At 52.4% G+C, this 19398-nt stretch carries 12 protein-coding genes and 1 pseudogene; 6 read left to right on the forward strand and 7 right to left on the reverse strand.

Features of this window, described 5'->3' with window-relative positions:
* Positions 1 to 22 precede the first annotated feature (22 nt).
* From BN8_RS18670 to BN8_RS18680, 3 genes are all read right to left on the reverse strand, one after another.
* A complete protein-coding gene (locus BN8_RS18670; protein ID WP_009283484.1) occupies positions 23 to 616 on the reverse strand; it encodes a TetR/AcrR family transcriptional regulator in 594 nt (197 codons plus the stop codon).
* A 208-nt stretch (positions 617 to 824) separates the two neighbouring features.
* Complete coding sequence (locus BN8_RS18675) at positions 825 to 1565, reverse strand: SAM-dependent methyltransferase (protein ID WP_009283485.1); 741 nt, start codon at positions 1563 to 1565, stop codon at positions 825 to 827.
* 56 nt (positions 1566 to 1621) lie between these two features.
* The gene (locus BN8_RS18680; protein ID WP_009283486.1) at positions 1622 to 2092 is read right to left on the reverse strand and encodes a redoxin domain-containing protein; all 471 of its coding nucleotides are present in this window, start codon (positions 2090 to 2092) and stop codon (positions 1622 to 1624) included.
* 153 nt (positions 2093 to 2245) lie between these two features.
* Here BN8_RS18680 and BN8_RS18685 point away from each other — a divergent pair, with 153 nt between their 5' ends.
* Positions 2246 to 3166 carry an ROK family protein gene (locus tag BN8_RS18685; protein WP_009283487.1) on the forward strand — a complete coding sequence of 307 codons (921 nt, stop codon included), beginning with the start codon at positions 2246 to 2248 and terminating at the stop codon, positions 3164 to 3166.
* A gap of 67 nt (positions 3167 to 3233) precedes the next feature.
* Here BN8_RS18685 and BN8_RS18690 read toward each other — a convergent pair whose 3' ends face one another.
* Together BN8_RS18690 and BN8_RS18695 are read right to left on the reverse strand one after the other, a co-directional pair.
* Positions 3234 to 5951 carry a TonB-dependent receptor gene (locus tag BN8_RS18690; protein ID WP_009283488.1) on the reverse strand — a complete coding sequence of 906 codons (2718 nt, stop codon included), beginning with the start codon at positions 5949 to 5951 and terminating at the stop codon, positions 3234 to 3236.
* A gap of 149 nt (positions 5952 to 6100) precedes the next feature.
* Positions 6101 to 6874 (reverse strand): SOS response-associated peptidase, encoded by a 774-nt coding sequence (locus tag BN8_RS18695; RefSeq protein WP_009283489.1) that lies wholly within the window; start codon positions 6872 to 6874, stop codon positions 6101 to 6103.
* A gap of 115 nt (positions 6875 to 6989) precedes the next feature.
* Here BN8_RS18695 and BN8_RS18700 point away from each other — a divergent pair, with 115 nt between their 5' ends.
* Positions 6990 to 7625 (forward strand): pyridoxamine 5'-phosphate oxidase family protein, encoded by a 636-nt coding sequence (locus BN8_RS18700; protein ID WP_009283490.1) that lies wholly within the window; start codon positions 6990 to 6992, stop codon positions 7623 to 7625.
* A gap of 109 nt (positions 7626 to 7734) precedes the next feature.
* Positions 7735 to 12066: a T9SS type A sorting domain-containing protein gene (locus tag BN8_RS18705; protein WP_192579076.1), complete on the forward strand. Its 4332-nt coding sequence runs from the start codon at positions 7735 to 7737 to the stop codon at positions 12064 to 12066.
* 24 nt (positions 12067 to 12090) lie between these two features.
* On the opposite strand, the gene BN8_RS18710 is transcribed toward BN8_RS18705, so the two are convergent.
* A complete protein-coding gene (locus BN8_RS18710) occupies positions 12091 to 12630 on the reverse strand; it encodes a DUF1349 domain-containing protein (protein WP_009283492.1) in 540 nt (179 codons plus the stop codon).
* 68 nt (positions 12631 to 12698) lie between these two features.
* Here BN8_RS18710 and BN8_RS18715 point away from each other — a divergent pair, with 68 nt between their 5' ends.
* From BN8_RS18715 to BN8_RS18725, 3 genes and pseudogenes are all read left to right on the forward strand, one after another.
* A complete protein-coding gene (locus tag BN8_RS18715; protein ID WP_009283493.1) occupies positions 12699 to 13205 on the forward strand; it encodes a DUF4385 domain-containing protein in 507 nt (168 codons plus the stop codon).
* 102 nt (positions 13206 to 13307) lie between these two features.
* Positions 13308 to 14194, forward strand: a pseudogene (locus BN8_RS18720) (bifunctional 5,10-methylenetetrahydrofolate dehydrogenase/5,10-methenyltetrahydrofolate cyclohydrolase).
* Between the two features lie 116 nt (positions 14195 to 14310).
* Positions 14311 to 17265 (forward strand): glycosyltransferase family 117 protein, encoded by a 2955-nt coding sequence (locus BN8_RS18725; RefSeq protein ID WP_009283495.1) that lies wholly within the window; start codon positions 14311 to 14313, stop codon positions 17263 to 17265.
* Between the two features lie 67 nt (positions 17266 to 17332).
* Here BN8_RS18725 and BN8_RS18730 read toward each other — a convergent pair whose 3' ends face one another.
* On the reverse strand, positions 17333 to 18931 hold the full coding sequence (locus BN8_RS18730) for a Na+/H+ antiporter (RefSeq protein WP_009283496.1): 1599 nt from the start codon (positions 18929 to 18931) through the stop codon (positions 17333 to 17335).
* Positions 18932 to 19398 lie beyond the last annotated feature (467 nt).

Raw genomic sequence — 19398 nt, forward strand, 5'->3', positions numbered from 1 at the left:
ACGTTTATCATGCCGGTTCGGGTTACCGCAGTCCCCGCACAAACCGACGTATGGTATCGCGATACACCTGCTCCGACTGCTCGATCGGCTGCTGGTCTTTCAACAACATCGTAAGCATGATCATGCCGTGTGAAATAGACCACCACTCAAAATAAAGCTTGCGAATGCTCTCTTTCGATTTCGGAATAAAAGAGAAGATAATATCGCTGACAATGTCGCTGACGGCCTGCATTTCGCACGATTGATACACAGGCAACGTACAATACGCACCATCCAGGTTATACATCACCTGATAAATCTCCGGCTGCCGACGGGCAAACTCCCATTGAATGAGTGAAATTTCATAGAGCCGCTTTTCAGGGTCGCGGTACAGTTTCAGAATCCGCTCATACTCCTGCCGCAGGTGGCGAAACCCTTCGCTCCGGATTTCATCCAGCAGAACATCCTTGCTATCGAAATATTCATACACAATAGGCGCACTGTATTCAATAGCATCGGCAATTTTACGGATTGAAACGGCCTGCCAGCCTTCCCGGCGGGCAATGTCTTTTGCCGTTAAGACAATTCCGGAACGGGTTTGCTCCCGGCTGCGTGGTTTTCGCTCGATAGCTTCCATTCAGTATGGGTTATCAGTATGAGTTAACGGTGTTAAATTGGCTGAAAACTACTTATTTAAGTCGGCAATCGCTACCCTTTATACGGTGTTTCGTGAAAAAGTCATCATAAATACCTTAAATAATTTAGCTAATTATCTGTTTTATAAACAGTTGCCCCTAATACAATGCGCAAAATTTTAACTGAATTTTAAATAAAGCTCAGGCGCATCACTGTTTCTCGGCCAAGAGCCACACACCCTCATCCCCGAGTTCAAACGGCGAACCATCAACCGTTCCATAAGCCTCAAGTACCGTCAGACCAGCCTCCGCAAATACCTGTATCAGTTCAGCTAGCGTGAAGATGTACTGCTCGGCGGTCCTGGTCTGCGTCTCCCCGTTTCGGATGTATGTCAGATGCGAATCGATTCGGCTTTCGAGTGGATGGTACTCGTTCTCGACCAGAAACAGAATCTCGTCGCCAACCGGCAACCAATTCCGCTCCTGGTAGTCGGGCAGAACAACCTCAGCAATCATACCCGAATGCGCCAGAAACCGGCCGCCCGGCCGCAGCAACCCGGCAATACGCGCCAGGAACGCCTGCATCCCGGGCCGGGGAAAGAAACTAAAACTATTACCCAGGCAATAGGCAGCATCAAACTCTCCCTCAATGGGTACCGTCAGGAAATCAGCGCAAATAGCTTCAACGGGCAAGCGGCCATCCGCTGCCCTGGCCTGTAACTCATCAATGTATTCGGCGGATATATCGACGCCCGTTACGTGTGCGCCCATCTGGGCCAAAGGCAGTGCATGACGGCCATAGCCGCAGAAAACATCCAGCAGGCGGTCGCCCGGACCGAATTCGAGTGTTTCGACCAGAAGCTCAAGATCGAGTTGCGTCGCTTCGTCCGACTGGGCTGCCCGCCAGGCATCCTGCGGCAGGCCGTAGAAAAAATGATAGTACCAGGCCATTGTGCAGTGGCATTGGACAGTGGTCTCCGTCTGGTGATCCACTGCCCGGTAGATAGTTACTTGATTGATTGCAGGGCGTCCTGTACGGCCTGAAAATTGGGAATCTTACCGGGATTCTCCAGCACCTCGACGTAGCGAATCACGCCCTCCCGATCAATGACGAAAGCGGCCCGTTTGCTGACACCCCGCATGTTGTAGGAAAACGTTTCGTGCAGGGCACCGTAGGCCGTCGATACGTCCTTATTGAAATCAGAAAGCAGTTGGAAAGGCAGGTGCTGATCGTCTTTGAACCGGGCCAGCGTATAGGGTGAGTCTACGGAGATTGCCACTACGTCGGCATCTAAACTGCCATAAGTACTGATGTTATCCCGCATTTCGCAGAGTTCGGCAGTACACACGCTGGAGAAAGCCAATGGAAAAAACAGTACCACCAGCTTACGGCCGGCATAACTATCTAAAGTAACTTCTTTCTTGTCGCTGTTGAAGAGCGTAAAATCAGGGGCTTTTTGTCCGTTCTGAAGTGCCATATTGTGGGTTACCTAAGGTATAACTGGCTGCAAAAATAGGGAAATGTCGGCTGGCAACGAAACGAACGCCCGGCACTCCCTAAGAGACCTGCGCTCAACCGGGCGAGGGGTAAAAAAAAGTAATATCTTTCCGCCCAAAACTCTTTTTTCCGCATGCAGACATACTGGGGCATTGACTTAGGCGGCACCAAGATTGAAGGCGCTATTTTATCAGCGCCATCGCCCGACGCTGTCATTATCCGCAAACGTATTGATACAGAAGCTCATCTGGGCTACGACCACATTCTGTCCCGCGTGGGCATACTGATTGATCAGCTTAAAGCAGAAACCGGGTACCAACCCGACCGAATTGGCTTTGGAACGCCGGGTACCTTCGATCCATCGCTGCAGGTGATGAAGGGCTGCAACACGACTTCCCTCAACGGCAAGCCCATGAAACAGGACCTGGCCCGGTTGCTGGGTGTTCCAGTCGAGGTAGCCAACGATGCCAACTGCTTTGCGCTGGCCGAGGCAACGCTGGGTATCGTACCGGACGTAGTACCCGATTACCGCACCGTTTTCGGCGTCATCATGGGCACGGGCGTCGGCGGGGGGATTGTGCTCCGCGGTAAGGATAACCAGCCCTTTGTCGTAAATGGCTTGCACGGCATCGGTGGCGAATGGGGACACAATATCCTTGAGGAGAATGGATACCCGTGTTTCTGCGGTAAACAGGGCTGCGTGGAGCAGGTACTGTCGGGGCCGGCTTTACAGCGGTATTATAAAGAGATCAGCGGTGAGGAACGAAAGCTGCCGGACATCGTTGCCCGACACAAAGCGGGCGTCGACCCGTTCGCATCACAAACGGTCGATCGCCTGCTCGAATATTTCGGACGCGGCATTTCCGTCATCATCAACATCCTCGATCCCGACGCTATTGTGCTGGGCGGGGGTGTCGGTAACATCGAACTGCTCTATACAGAAGGCGTTGAGCGAGCGAAGAAATACGTGTTCAATAACGGCGTTGTGAATACCCGCTTTCTAAAACCAAAACTCGGTGACAGTGCCGGCGTGTTTGGGGCCGCCATGCTATAAAAAAAGTCAGGCAGTGGGAAGATGCGCTCCCCACTGCCTGACTGCTTAGTTACGTGTCTGGGTAACCTTATCTGGATCTGGGCCGACCACCGCCACCTCCGCGGTTACCACCTCCGCCACCGGGGGCACCACCGCCCGGCGCACCACCCTGCGGCTGACCACCACCGTTGTCGTTGCCGCCTTCTTCCTTCAGGTCGTCATTACCACCGTTGCGACGGCGACGGCCCTGCTGCTGGTCGAAGCTCAGCTTACCAAAGCGATAACTGAAGTTGGCGCGGATACCGGCGTTGTACAGGCTGGTTATACTGCGCTGCGAGAAAATCGGCGACGACGATTCCGACCGAACTATAAACGGATTGTTGAAGAAGTTTTCCCCGGCAATACCGAAGCTACCCCGCTTGTTCTTGAAGTCTTTCTTCACCCCCAGGCTGTAGAAACCAAAACCACCGCGGTAGCCCTGCAACTGAATTTCGCGGCCCCGCATGAAGCCAAAGCCCTGCACACCCCAGCCATTTTTCAAGCTTAGGCTCGTGAACAGTCGGCCCGTTACGACCCAGCCCGAGTTGGTTGCGTTGTAGATCTGGATGGAACTGTTGTTGGTCAGGTACGAATAGAACAGATCGAAGCCACCACCAATCTGCCATTTTGAGAACAGCGTAGCGTTTCCAAAGATATTGACACCGTACGCTTCCTGACGACCAATGTTGGCGTAGGTTGTACGGATCGGGCGAGCGAGAGTCGGGTTTGTAACATCGGCGCTGCTGATTGTGTCCCGAATGCTTTCGATCGAGTTGTTGGTACGGCGGTAGAACAACGTACCGTTGACGTACACACTCTTGATGTAGGCACTGCTGCTGAACTCCAGGTTGTCGGTCAGTTCCGGCGACAGAGTCGGGTTACCCTGCGTAATGTTGAGCGGGTTAGCTGCATTGACGTTCGGGTTCAGGAACTGGATACCCGGCCGCTGCAACCGGCGGTTGTAGGCCAGCTTAATTGTCCGGCCTCCTTTCAGCGCCTTCGAAATGTTAACACTCGGTACTACGTTCGTGTAATCGGGAATGTCGAGCGTACTGCCGGTCGTGGTCGACAAGCTGTTGGGTTGCTCAATTTGCTGCGGCCGGTTGAAGTTTGCGTTGATAACCGTATGTTCAACGCGTACCCCGGCTTTGATCGTGTACTTATTCTTTGTTGTCAGCGTATAGGACAGATACCCGGCCGCAATGTTCTGGTCATAGTTCAGGGTGTTGCCCTGGCGCGTCAGATCCTGCTGAAACGGTTCGTTCGGACCGTTGGCGTAGTTATACCGGAAACTACTCTCTACCTGCCGAAAAATTCCTTTACCGCCAAATTCGAACAACTGGTTGTTTTTTACCGGCGTCTGATAATCAGCCTGAAGAGTGGTTTCCTGGTTATAGCTGTCGTTCAGGTTCTGCTGCCGGGCGATGATCGACGTCAGGTTACCTCCGTTCAGGATTTCGGCTGTGAAATCGTTGTTCCGATTGTTACGGCTATATTGGGCCGAAACGCTCAGTTCCTGCTGCGGCTTATACGTTTTCGTGTAATCGATGTTCGCATCGACTGTACCCGACAGGTCTTTGGTTTTCACGTCGCGGGCATTGATACGTGGGAAGAAATCCGTCGGACCGAGCGTCCGCGTCAGCAGGTTATCCTGCGTTTGAATGTTGTTTCGCGTACCGTAGCGCAAGCTGGCCGTTATCGCGCTGTTTTTGCTGAGATCGTAGTCCCAGCCGAGCGTATACTGACCGAAGATGCCCTGATTCCGACTATTCGCGATCTGCGTGGTCGTGGTGGTACCCCGGCTGTCGAAGGTCTGTTGTTCGTTTTCGAAAGCGCCCCGCACGTTGTAGTTGCTGCGGCCGAAACCATTCAGACTAAAGCCCATTTTACCCGTCCGCAGGTTACCGCTCAGCCCCAGGTTAGCGCCCCGGTTACCGACGCCCGAATCCAGGTTCAGCGTAAAGCCCTGCAGGGTATTCTTCTTCGTAATGATGTTGATGATACCGGCAGACCCTTCGGCATCGTACTTGGCCGACGGGCTGGTGATCACTTCCACCGACTTGATCATGTCGGCCGGAATTTGCTTCAGCGCATCCGCTACGCTGCTGGCCACAATGGTCGACGGCTTGTTGTTGATCAGTACCCGTACGTTCTGGCTTCCCCGGAGCGATACGTTCCCATCAAGGTCAACCGACAGCAGCGGTACTTTGCGCATCACGTCCGTCGCGTCACCGCCTTTGTTGGTAACGTCCTTATCGGCGTTATACACCAGCCGGTCCACTTTTTCTTCGACCATGGCTGCCTGCCCAACCACTTCCACTTCTTTAAGCGTCCGAATGTCGGGCGACACGACGATAGTACCCAGGTCCAGATCGGCCCCTTTCCGGTCGAGTTTAAGGCCGGTAAGGGTTTTGTTACGGTAGCCTACAAACGAAATGAGCAGGTTGAACTCACCCTGAGGCAGTTTATTGAGTGTAAAGCGACCTTTTTCGTCACAGACCGTACCATCGATCGGTTTCTTTGTCTGAGGATTGATCAGCGCAACACTTGCAAATTCGATGGGTTTATTGGTTGTCGAATCAACCACAACACCCGTCATCTTTGCATTACCACGGGGCGTATCGTCGGTTGCGGTTCCGGGAATCGCCGGGGGCGTGTTCTGGCGTTGGCCCCCTCCCCCCGGAAACGAAGGAAACTGCGCCTGAGCATCATTCGGAATCAGAACCGTTGATGTACCCAGAAGCAGCGTAAGTAGTAAATTTTTCATAAAAGCGATCTGTCGGAGAAACTTATTTTAGCGGTGCGAATCGATGTACTCGTACACTAAAAAACACAATTGATTTAACGTTAAAATTAATTAAAGCACGATTTATCCTGAAAATTTACACAAACAGCCGAAACGGAAGTATTCAGGTATCAGGCAAACAACTCAGGCTTGTCGGCCAATTCCGCATACGTTGAGGGAGCCAGTACTTCGGGCACGTCGCTGGGCTCCGTTCGCGACGTAATGCGCTTGCTGATGCTGTGGCTATGCATTCGGCTGGCGGGGTATGCCCTGGCCAGCAGGTCCAGTACGTCTTTCTCGCTCAGCTCCTCATGAAGCCAGACCTGTTCGGCCTCCGGCGTCAGCACACAGGGCATTCGCTGTTTGGTGTTGTGAATAGCTGCCAGCAACGGATTCGCATCGGTTGTCAGCATCGTGTAGGTCGGAATGATTTCACCCGTATCGGGATCAGCCCATTCGTCATACAGGCCGGCAATCGAAAAGATCGGCTGATCCTTCAGATTGATGTAAAATGGAAATTTCTTACTGCCGATTGTGTGCCACTCGTAAAAGCCCGTCGACGGAATCAAACACCGATTACCGGCCTGCGCAGCCGACCGAAACGATGGTTTCTCATAGATACTTTCCGAGCGGGCGTTGATTGTTTTACTCCGGATATCGTCGGCGTTTTCGGTACTTTTCGCCCAGCGTGGAATCAGCCCCCAATGGTACAACCGTAGTGTATTTGGTTTTTGCCGCGTTACAATCGGCCAGGCAGGAAACTGATATGCATTCGCGTGATAGACAGGCAGAAAGCCAGCTTTTGGGCCTGAACCGGCAGCCGACGACCCGCCCGCTTCCAGCTTTGCTTTAAAGCGGTTTTCCAGTTCAGGTTGATCAACGGCCAGCGAAATATGGTAGCACATCAGGGGTAGCGGTGTCGTGTCCAGACCGAACGTTCTCCACCGAATTGATAACTACAAACTTACATCGGCGGTTGTAGATCGTACAGCATTACCGACGAACTCCCTGAATTTATCTATGAACCCCAACAATCAACCGACCGTTGTTATCGACACTATCCCCCAAACACTTGCTGACCTCGAACGCGATACCTGGAAGCAACTGGTATCAGCGCCTACCCGCAAGAAAGGGGCAGGTTTTAAAACACTAACCCTAGCCACCCGGTCGGATGAGGGTGCCGACGCCCGAACCGTTGTGCTACGGCAGGCCGATGAGGTTCAGAAGCGTATCTGGTTCCATACTGACCGACGCGCCGTTAAAGTAATCCAGTTACAGGCCCACCCGCAGGCCACGCTGTTGTTCTGGGACGACGCCCGCCAAATCCAGCTCCGGCTGGTGGTCCGGACAACCATCCACATCAGCGATGACGTAGCCGATGAGCAGTGGCAGCAACTCTGGGTCGGTGGTCGCAAAACGTACCTGTCGGAGCAGCAACCGGGCAGCGAACAACCCGGTCCTTATCCTGGCTTCCCGGAACGGCTCGGCGAAGATCTTCCGGGTCAGGAAGAAAGCGAAGCAGGACGTATCAACTTTGCCGTAGTGGAATGTCAGGCGCTTTCGATGGACTACCTGCACCTGAGCCGCGCCGGGCAGACCCGGGCACGATTTACGTACCATGGCGACGAGACAACCATGCAATGGCTGGCCCCGTAATTCCTATCAGGTTACTGATACACCCGCAAACAATAGTTGATACATTTATCATGCTTGTAAAAGTTTATTATCTAATTTTCGCGCAATGCTTGATCTGTTCACACCGCATATGCGCTTTCTTTTTTTTACACTACTCCTGATTCAATCCGGCTCTCTAAGTTTTGCTCAACAGCTCTATATCAGCAGTGTCGGCCGGGCTTGCCGCAACCAGCCGATTCGGTTGGATCTTGAAACAAAAAATGAATTTGCCGCCAGTAATCAATTCACTGTTCAGGTAAGTACTGATGGGGCAAACTGGCAATCGCTCAGTAGCCGCTTTGTAGCCGCAGCCACCCTCGAAACAACCCTCCCCGGCAGTTTACCGGCTGAACGCAAAGCGTCCCTTCGGGTCCTTACCACTAACCCGATGCTAACCTCTAATATTATCGAGGTTGATGTACTTAGTTTGCCAACCGCTGGCCTGATCAGTGCCAGCACAGAAGGACTACAACAAAGCCCGTTGTACCCAAACGGGATCAGCCTAGACAGCCTGCAATTAAACCCGTCAAGCGCACTCAAGTTTCAACTGCAACTCAGCGGAGGCAGCCCATATCAGGTTACGCTCAACGATAGCAGCACCCATACTATTCATGACTTCTCAAAAGAGATTACGCGATTAGCTGAGAAGTCGTTTACTTACCAAATCAGCCAGGTATCGAATCAATGCGGCATCGGCAACGTATCACCAAAAACCTTCGCTGCTGTTGTTAATCCAATTGCTGTTCACATCCTCCAATTTGGCACAACCTACGTTTGTGCTGGTAAGCCTTTTTCAATCAAACTAGTCACTGAGAGACCCCTACCCGCTACAATCACGTTGTATGCCGTACTAACTCCAACTATGGGATCGACCGGCCAGTCATACCGGGCCTCGGTTTCGCCAACATCGTCGGTGGGTATATTCGATGTAATGGCTCCGGGTACGATTCAACCTGGAAAGTATCACGTTTCCATCCGATCTGACTCCCCCAAATTACGCGCCGATATTCCAGGTAATGATTTTGTGCAGGTTACCCGAACAAACACCTTTTCCATCAGTAATCCGGTTCAAACAATTCCGTATGGTGGCCGGGCTATTTTAGGTGGCACCTATGACGCTCTGTATGCGCGAATGGTATTTGAGGATGGGTACATCGCCGAAAATGATCCTTACCCGTCAGCAGGTCCCATCAGTCGGGTGGTCTACCCAACACAACACACAGTTTACACAATACGTACTGTTCAGTCTGCTATTTGCGGATTTGCTGCGATTGATGGACCAGTCAGTTACACGGTAAACGTTCGCCCCGGTATCATCCTTGATTCGCTGAGCAGCTACGAAGCCTGCACGGGAGCATCAGTTACGGCTTATTACCACGCCAACTTTCTCATAGCTACTGGCTCAACAATCCCCCTGCTCCTGGGCACAACCAGTGTTACGGCCACCATTCTGGACGGGCAACGTTTGCGCTTACAGATACCTCCTTCTTTCAAACCGGGGGCTTACTCTCTGGCCGCTATTACGGATGGACTGGCAGGCCGTTCCTCTACCTTTTCGCTGACAATCAAAGCCCCACCTGTTGCCCGTTTGAAAATTAGTGAGCCTTACTCGACTCAACTAGCCAGTTACACCTATGACAGGCCGGGCGTGCGCATTCTGGCACTTGAAACAGCTACCACATCCAGCCAGTTTGTCGCTACGTTGTCTGACGGCCAGTCTGTTCAGCTACGTACACGTGCTGGTGAAGATGAATTCGTATACGTGTGTGCAGACAAGGCAAGCAATATGTACAGCTTAACATCGGTTCGCAACGAATGCGGGGTTGGCTCGATAGCGGGCGGGGTTGAACTCCGCGTCAGGCAACCAACAGCTTCTGTGCTGGCCCTGCAGTTGCCCACCTTCTATGCACAGACTACGTCAGCCGACTATTGCCCGGGGGATTCGATACGAGTTAGTATCCGCGCCACAAATCTGGCCGATACTCCCTCCTACCGCATCGAATATTCAGCCCAGGAAGGCGTTTGGTCAGATACGTATCTGACCGGTTCCGTACGGCCGGGGCAACTTGGCCTGAAACTTCCCGCTCAATCAGGGGTATATTGGCTGAGGGTCCGGTCAACGGCAACAGGCCAGACCAGTTCACCAGTTCGCGTAGCCATAACCGGCCGTACGGCGGTTTCTTTATCGTATTCAGAAAATAGCTACCCTGATCAACCTATCACACTAATTGTTCGCTTTTCCGAAAGCCGTCCTCCGTTTTCCTTCCGACTCTCCAACGGACTGGAAGGTACCAGTAATACGTACGAAACCAATGTGTTCGTATCAAATCAAACCCCTGCCTCGTATAGCCTGGTGTCGGCCTCCGGTGGTTGCAACGTAGCCGTTGTTCTTCCGAGCTCGCCTATATTGATTCCCAGAAAGTTAGCGCAGGCTGATATGAAACCCGAAATCCTGTCAGCTGGTGACCTGTCAGCACGTTCTCAGCGCCATATCCTCTGCGAAGGCGCCATTTTGCGATTACCTTATGTACAACGCGGTAATTTCCCGGCCGCGGCCCGGATGGAAGCCCGACTGATTGGCCCCGGGAGAAAGGTCCTGCACAAACTTACCGTCCTGGACCCGGTCTCTCCAGCCACCATCCGGGTTGATTCGGTGCCCAATCCTACTGGTCAGTATAGTGTGCAACTGGTTATGATGCTGGGCGATTCGGTTCTGTCTGCAACATCAGATGTTGAATACTCCATATTTATCAATAAAGTAGGCCGCGTTCGACTTACGGGCGGTATTGATGGCAAGTTGCAAATTGATCGGAGCAGGGATGAAGGTAATGGAACAGTGGCCCTTACAGAGGGAGCCCGACCTGCTATAATCTGGCTAAACAATGGGACAGTCCTTTCTTCCTACAATCAATCTGAAGGTACGGTGAACGTACCATTCTATCAGGCCGGCGTTTTTACTGTACGGCAAGCCGTGAGTGCCTGCGGGTACATGCCGGCCGAGGGACGCGTGGAGGTTAGTTTTCAACCCGCTATCAAGCAATTTTCGCTGGATAATAATCCACTTTGCCGTAACCGTACCATGCGGCTAAACTATAAAACCGTTGGCGAGTTTGCCGCTGACAATGTGTTTACATTTGTTTTTCGTTCGTTCCCCTATGGCGACACTTATGTGCTTGCCAAGACCAAACAACTGCAGGGCCCACTTACCTTTACCCTGCCGACGACGATGCCGACGCTCGTGTCCGGATCGATTACGATGACCTCTTCAAATCCGGCTTTGCGGTATGACATTGACAATACAGCAACAGCACAATTACCCCAGGCTCAGATCATTCCAAGCACCACCACGATCTACCCAGGCCAATCTGCCTACATCCCGATAGTTGTATCGGGTGGAGGCTTCGAAAGAAGTGTTCAATTCTCGAATGGCCAGCTAATCAAAGGTTTTTTTGAGACAGGCACAGTAGAAGTTAAGCCAACACAGACGACCACCTACCGCTTGAACATGGTTTCGAACCAATGCGGCAATGGGACTGTTTCGGGCGAAGCCACTGTGGTTGTTACACCACGTACCAACCCGTCAATCGACATCGACTACACAAGCAACTTCAATACGTTATGCGCTGCAAAAGAATCCATCGTAAGCTTTAAACCAATTGGGAGTTTCAACGCCGATAATGTTTTCGCCCTGCAATTATCTGACTCGACGGGTCAGAATTACCAAACCATAGTCACTAACCCCCCGGGTGCTCGTCCAGAATTCCGTTTTACGCTACCCGCTAATCAGTCAACCGGTCGTACGTACCGAATGCGAGTCACTTCGAGCAGTCCAGCGGTAGTGGGTTCGTCAACGGCCTACCCTATTGCGATCTCTCCACCCGTAACGGCCTTCATCAGTAGTGCTGATCAGAAGCTTAACAAAGGCGATTCAGCAACTATAGTGATCAATTTTACAGGAATTCCACCGTTTCGGTACGCCTTGGCCAGCGCCTACTTCAGCGTCGTGGACGGCTTCGGCGCTCCCACTACGACGCATGTGATACGCCCGCAGGTAGACACCTCTCAGCAATACTGTTTGCTGGATGTGTATACACCGACCTGCGGCTATGGCACCATTGTTCCTGGTAAAGCCAAGATGACCGTTGAAGTTTTCGGGCAGTCTTATGATGAAACGGTACTGGAAGCCGTCGTATTTCCAAATCCAACCAGCGATAATATTCGGGTGAGTGTGTTTGCCTGCGAAGCGGATACCCTTTCATTAACGCTGACAAACATAAATGGCCAGTACATACTTCAACAGGAAACGCCAATCAAAAATGCAGGTACCCGCATTATCCCGATGGCATCCTATCCGGCCGGAGTCTACATTCTCAAGGCGCAAGCCGGCAACAGAAAACGAACCTTTCGAATAATCAAGCAATAGCTCTGTAGCGGCACTTGCTACGTTTCACGAAATATCCAGCACCGTAAACCGCTCGAACGCTACGTTGAAACCCCGGCCATCGGGCGCGGCTGCCATCAGGCCGATCTGCACCGGAATGGTGGGCGGGAAATAGGCCATCCGAAGCATGTGGTACACAAAGTCATCGAACGAATAATCGATGCGGACGGCATCGCCCTGCCGGGTCAGGCGCAGGTAAACAGTTGGCGGATTGTGGTCCTGCGGACTGACCGACCAGTCGGAGAATTCGCGGGTTACAACAGCGCTCACGTTCTGGCGTTCTTCAACGTATTCGATGCCGGTTTTGATCCACTGCTGTTCGTCAAGCCGGAGCATTAATCCAGCCTGATCGTAGAGGTCGGCATACTGACCGGTCACTTTCACGCTGGCCACAAAATCGCCGGCTTGTTCTTTGTAGTAAAAATGGCCGTTGTGGCGAACGAAGTCATAGTGGGTAATGCGCCAGAAGTCGGTGCCGCCCTCAACCCGTACCTGCACCACATCACCCTCTTCCGACCAGTTCGCCGGTTCGTTATGCCAGATCATACCGCTTTGTTTTTGACGAAAGTTACCAAACTTAGTTTATCATACGAACAATTCGTCCGCAACGACCTATGGCAAACGCTAATGCTGATAAAGCTTTCAACTATAATCTCGACTACCGGAGCCTGAATTTGCGCGAGCATCCTGAGTTATACCGCGTTGGGAAAGGCGAACAGGGTGTACTGCTCGTAGAGCCCTATAAGTCAGAAATACTACCGTACTGGAAATTCAAAACGCCCGAAATTGCCCGGGAGTCATCCGAAAAAATCTACGAGCTTTTTCTGAGTTATAAGGGCAATGGCGACTTCATCGGTATGGACATGGCCAGGAAATTTCTGCAAATGGGATACACCCGCTCCAGGCGCTACGCCAACCACCGAACCGGCCAGAAATACGACGGCCCCGTACCCGCCGATCAGAAGGGTCGTTCCGGAGCGCACGGCCGTGACCAGCTCCCTCGGGATGAAGACCCCGTCAAGGCCGAAAGCGCCCGGATTTTCTACGGTAAGTACCTGCAGGCGCGGGAAGATGCCGATTACAAGCGAATGAAAAAGGAGTGGCAGGAAAAGTATGGGTAGTTTCCAATCCTTTGCGACCTTTGCGCCATCCTTCGCGTCTTGGCGGTGAAAACGTTTTACCGCAAGACGCGACGATTTCGCTACGAACGCAACGACATACTCATGCAGCTCCTCGACGGCAAACTACTTTCAGCACAGATTAAACAGGAAATCGCGGCCGAAGTCGCACAGATTCGCGAACAGGGCGGCAAAATTCCGCACCTCGTCGCCATACTGGTCGGTACCCTCGGCCGCAGCGAAACCTACGTCGCCAGCAAGATGAAAAGCTGCGAGGAAGTAGGCATGAAATCGACCCTGATTCGCTTTGACGATACGGTTTCAGAAGACGAGCTGCTCAACGCAGTGCGCGAAGTGAACGACAACCCCGATATGGACGGGCTGATCGTGCAGCTTCCCCTCCCCGATCACATCTCCGCCGACAAGGTGATGGAAACCATTCACCCGGCCAAAGACGTCGACGGATTTCACCCAATCAACATTGGTCGCATGGCGAAGGGGCTACCCGCTTATATCTCGGCCACGCCACAGGGAATTCTGGAAATGCTGAAGCGCTACGACATCAAAACGGCCGGTAAGCATTGCGTTGTGGTGGGCCGCAGTCAGATTGTCGGTCTGCCGATGTCCATTCTGATGCAACGTAACACGTATCCAGGCAACTGCACCGTTACGATCACGCATAGCCGGACGCAGAACCTGCCCGACATCTGCCGTTCTGCCGACATTCTGATTGCCGCCCTTGGGCGTCCGGAGTTCATTACGGCCGATATGGTAAAAGAAGGTGCGGTGGTGATCGATGTAGGGCTCGAACGCGTACCGGATGCCACCAAGAAGAGTGGTTTTGCCCTCAAAGGCGATGTTAAATTCGACGAAGTAGCGCCAAGGACCAGCTACATTACGCCCGTTCCGGGGGGGTTGGGCTGATGACGATCTGCTCGCTGATGCAGAACACCGTAAAGGCCGCACGGGGAGAGGTGTACGCAGCGAATTAAGCAGTCCTGAGCCTTAACAAACTTTAACAGCCCCCACCTGCCCGGCGGGGGCTTTCTTTTGTTAATTTTGGGCAATGTTTATACTACGATAGCCTTCGTTTAACTATTTTATCTGTATGCAATCATTCCAACGCCTGAACACCCTCACAGGCTGGTTTACCTTCGCGGTGGCGCTGCTGACCTACGCCATGACCGTTGAACCAACGGCCAGTTTCTGGGACTGCGGTGAGTTCATTGCGTGTGCGTTCAAGCTTCAGGTACCGCACCCTCCAGGAGCGCCGTTCTTCCTGCTGCTCGGACGAGTTATCTCTCTGATGTCTCTCGGCGATCTGGCCAAAGTAGCGTTCTGGGTCAACATGGCGTCTGTTCTGGCGAGTGCCTTTACGATCCTGTTCCTGTGCTGGACCATTACGATGCTGGCTCAGAAACTGCTGGGCAAAGCTGAAGACGACTACACGCTGGCGGATAAAATCATCGTCATTGGCTCCGGTGCCGTTGGGGCGCTGTCCTATACGTTTTCCGATACGTTCTGGTTCTCGGCGGTCGAAGCCGAAGTGTACGGGATGTCGTCGTTCTTCACGGCCATCGTCGTGTGGGCCGCCTTCCGCTGGGAGCGCATCACGGACGAAGCAGCCGCTAACCGCTGGCTGATTTTCATCGCTTACCTAACGGGTCTGTCCATCGGTGTCCACTTACTGAACCTGGTAACGCTGCCTGCACTGGCGCTGATCTATTATTTCAAGAAGACAGCCAAGCCAACCTTCTGGGGGGGAGCCATTGCCTTTGGAATTGGTCTCGTCGTATTGGGTATCATCAACTCCGGCATCATTCCGGGTCTGCCCAGTATGGCCTTCGCGGTAGAGCGGCTCTTTGTCAATACGTTCGGGCTGCCGTTCAACTCCGGTATGACATTTTTCATTGTCGTATTCCTGGCCGCCGTAGCCTACGGCATCATCTGGTCAGTACGTCAGAAGCGGGCCATCCTGAACACCTCGCTGCTGGCGCTGGCGTTCGTGCTGATCGGCTATGCGTCGTATATGCAGGTACTGGTTCGGGCGGATTTCAACCCACCCATTAACGAGAACAACCCCGACGATGCCCTGAACTTTCTATCGTACCTGAAACGGGAGCAGTATGGTAGCCGTTCGCTGATCTACGGCCCGGTGTTTACTGCCCGGCCCATCGACCAGAAAGAAGGGGCTCCTATCTGGAAGAAAGAAGGCAACAAGTACGTCGTGTTCGACCACCAGCCGGAGTATATCTACCAGCCAGGCGATGAGATGCTGTTTCCCCGCGTATACAGCAACCAGCAGAACCACCCGCAGTTGTACCGCCAGATGCTCGGCCTGGCCGAAGGGCAGAAGCCAACCATGGGCGACAACCTCGAGTTCCTGTTCAGCTATCAGCTCGGTCATATGTGGTGGCGCTATCTGATGTGGAATTTCGCCGGTCGGGAAAGCGACGAGGAAGGTGCCGGCTACCTGCTGCCCTGGTCCTCGAACGATAACGTACCTGACCTGCTCAAGGCCAACAAAGCCCGCGACAATTTCTATATGCTGCCGTTCCTGCTGGGGCTGTTCGGCATTGTGTTCCAGTACTTCCGGCGTCGGCGCGACTTCCTGATTGTCGGGCTGCTGTTTCTTTTTACGGGGATTGCGCTGCAGGTATTCCTGAACTCGCCCCCATCGGAGCCCCGCGAACGGGACTACATCTACGTCGGTTCGTTCTACTTCTTCGCCATCTGGCTCGGTCTGGGCGTGATGTCCATTGCCGAAGGGCTGCGGCAGTACGTGAAAGCCGATACCATGCGAAACGGCCTTGTTGTCGGTTTATGCCTGCTGATACCGGTTATGATGGGTGCCAAAAGCTGGGATAACCACGACCGCTCAAACCGGTATCATTCGGTCGATTTCGCGAAGAACCTGCTGAACTCCTGCGCCCCGAACGCTATTCTGTTTACCGGTGGAGATAACGATACGTTCCCGCTCTGGTACGTTCAGGAAGTAGAAGGTTTCCGGCGCGACGTACGGGTGTGTAACCTCAGCCTGCTCGGAACGGAGTGGTACATCCAGCAGATGAAGCGGAAAACCTACGAATCTGAAGCACTGCCAATCTCGCTCGAGTTCGATCAGTTCAACAAGGGTAAGAATGACATCATCCCGTTCTACGAAGTGGCGGGCGTGAAAAACGGCATTGACCTGAAGCAGTACATCAACCTGATTCAAACCAATAGCCCGGCCGTGCAGGTACCGCTCACAACGGGCGATATGACCAGCATTCTGCCGTCGTCGGTGCTATTCATGCCGCTCGATAAGGCCGCGATTGACAAGGTAAACTTTGTTCCGGCTAACCTGCGCCCGTTCGTGAAGGATACGCTGCAGTGGACCATCGGGAAGAAAGACCTGTACAAGCCCGACCTGATCATGCTGGATATGATCGCGACGAACAACTGGCAGCGTCCGATTTACTTCTCCAGCACCCTGGCCAGCGATAACTACCTGAACCTGAAAAACTATATGCAGTTGGAAGGGTACGCTTATCGTCTGATGCCGGTGGCGATCCCCGGGGCCACGGATGGGTACGTCAACTCCGACATCATGTACAACAACATGATGAAGAAAACCTTCTGGCGCGGTCTGGATAACCCGACTGTGTATTACGACGAAACCTACAAAGGTCCCCCGGCCATTTCGGCCCGGATTGCGTTCTTCCGTCTGGCCGATCAGTTAATCCGCGAAGGCAAGGAAAGCAAAGCCCGCGAAGTACTGAACTACTCCCTACAGGTGATGCCGGATAAGAGTATTCCGTACGACCAGATTTCGTCGAATTACGTTCGCTTCCTCTTTGCCGTGGGCGAAACCAAAAAGGCACTTGATATTGCCAATACAATGGCCACCCGCGCCGACCAGAACCTGACGTACGTGCGGTCGGGTCAGGGGCGGTTCGGCAATCCCGACGCGGATCTGTACACGCTGCAAACCATTGTCGAAGCCTGCCGCGAAGCCAAGCAAACAGCAGCAGCGACTAAGTTTGAGGCTATCTTCCAGAAGCACATCAATGCCTTTGGCTGATAGCTGAGATTACCACCAAAAAGCCCCGACTGCAAACGTGGTCGGGGCTTTTTATTATCTACGGAGATTAGTGTATTGGGTGATCGATCTTTTCTTCTTCCAGATCGATCCGGGCTTCTTCCTTGCGGATTACTTCATCATCGAACTCCTGCTTTCGACGCAGTCGACGTAACTCATGACGCTTGGCAGCTATCACATCCGTCAAAATCTGATTGTATTGGATTACCTGTTCAGCATTGCATTCCAACGAATCCAGGTGTTGCGATGTCAGGTATAGATCGCTTTCAAGCCGGTTCTTCAGATTACCGACCAGTTCGTTATTCAGGATTTCCAGCGAGTGTTGTTTATTCAGCCGGTCGAGCGCCACTTTCAGCACCTTCAACCGAATCATTGATACCTGCTCTTCTTCAGGCATCCGGTGATCCGGATCTTCGTATTTCACCCAGCGAATAATCAGGGGTAGTGTTAAGCCCTGAAAAACAAGCGTTACCAGAATTACCACAAAACTGATGAACAGAATCAGGTTTCGGTGCGGAAACGGTTGTCCATTGGCCAGCAGCAACGGAATAGACAGAGCCGACGCCAGAGACACTACCCCACGCATACCGGCCCAGCCAACAATAATTGGTCCGCGCCAGCCCGGATTACGATCAGCTACCGGAATTACACCACCCACAACCCAGGTGAACCAGGACGAGAACAAGATTACGACCAATCGAACCACAATAACCAACACACTGATCGCCAGTGCGTACAGAATAGCCTCGGATTTTGAATAGCCGCCCAACGCGTTGATGATAACCGGTAGTTCGAGCCCAATCAGGATAAACACTAAACCGTTCATCGCAAAAGTAAGCGTCGACCACATGGCTGTTCCCTGAATCCGCGTCGTATGATTCAGAATCCGGTGACTCTGATTAGAGAGCAGTAAGCCACCGCTGACAACCGCCATCACGCCGGACACATGCAGTTGTTCAGCCGCGAGGTACATAATGTACGGGGTCATGAGCGTCAGCAGGATTGTGATACGGGTCGACGCGATCAACCAGCGGTGGATCACATAGAACACTCCACCCACGCCCAGGCCAACTCCTACCCCCAGCACCGTAACCAGCACAAAATCCGTAGCGGCCTCCTGCCAGACAAAGCTTCCGGACAAAACCGCGGCCACCGCAAACCGGAACACGATCAGGCTGGATGCGTCATTGATCAGGCTCTCTCCTTCCAGAATACTGATCGCCCGCTTGGATACATTAATATTACGCAACACGGACGTAGCAGCCACAGCATCAGGAGGTGATATGATGCCGCCCAACAGAAACCCCAACGCCAGCGTGAAGCCGGGAATCATGGCGGACGATACGTACGCAACGGCAGAAGCCGTAAAAATGACCAGGCCAAACGCCATAACCATAATAATACGTCGCCAGCGCCAGAACTCTTTCCAGGAGGTAAACCAGGCCGCTTCGTAGAGCAACGGCGGCAAAAAGATCAGAAAGATGAGTTCGGGATTAATCTCAACACGAGGAATGCCGGGCACAAAACTAATCGCTAGTCCCCCCAGCACCAGAAAGATAGGAGTTGGAACGCGGAGCCGTTGACCCAGGATGACAAAAACAGACACAGCCAGCAGCAATGCCAGGCAGAGTAACAAGGTTTCGTGCATAAATGGTTAGGATAAACAAGCGTAAAGTTCAGGCAATAATGGCTATCAACTTTCTAAATTAAAGAATGGCTTATTAAAAATAAAAAAGCCTCAATAGTGACTATCAAGGCTTTCATTAATTCTATTTATCTTAATCAACCGTGAAATAATTGAACACCTTCTAATTATCAGAAGTCACCATCATAATAATAGAATAAGGTACAAATAGAAGCCAATTTGCATCAATTCGTAGGGTTGTATGACCTAAATTTCACGTATGTTTAAGTTATACGCTGTTACATTCAAGCGATTTAAAACAGCACTTCGTCCCAAAGGTATATCTCAAAAGCTTTGAGAACTCATGCCGATTGCTACATGTAATCGCCTGCGGGTCAATGATGTGATCCGTAAGTTATTTGGGTGGCGGACCACCGAGGGTCAGTTATACCCGTTCTTAAATAGGACGTATTCTAAAAAACAGGTTGGAG

This window comes from Fibrisoma limi BUZ 3, assembly GCF_000296815.2.
GTDB lineage: Bacteria > Bacteroidota > Bacteroidia > Cytophagales > Spirosomataceae > Fibrisoma > Fibrisoma limi.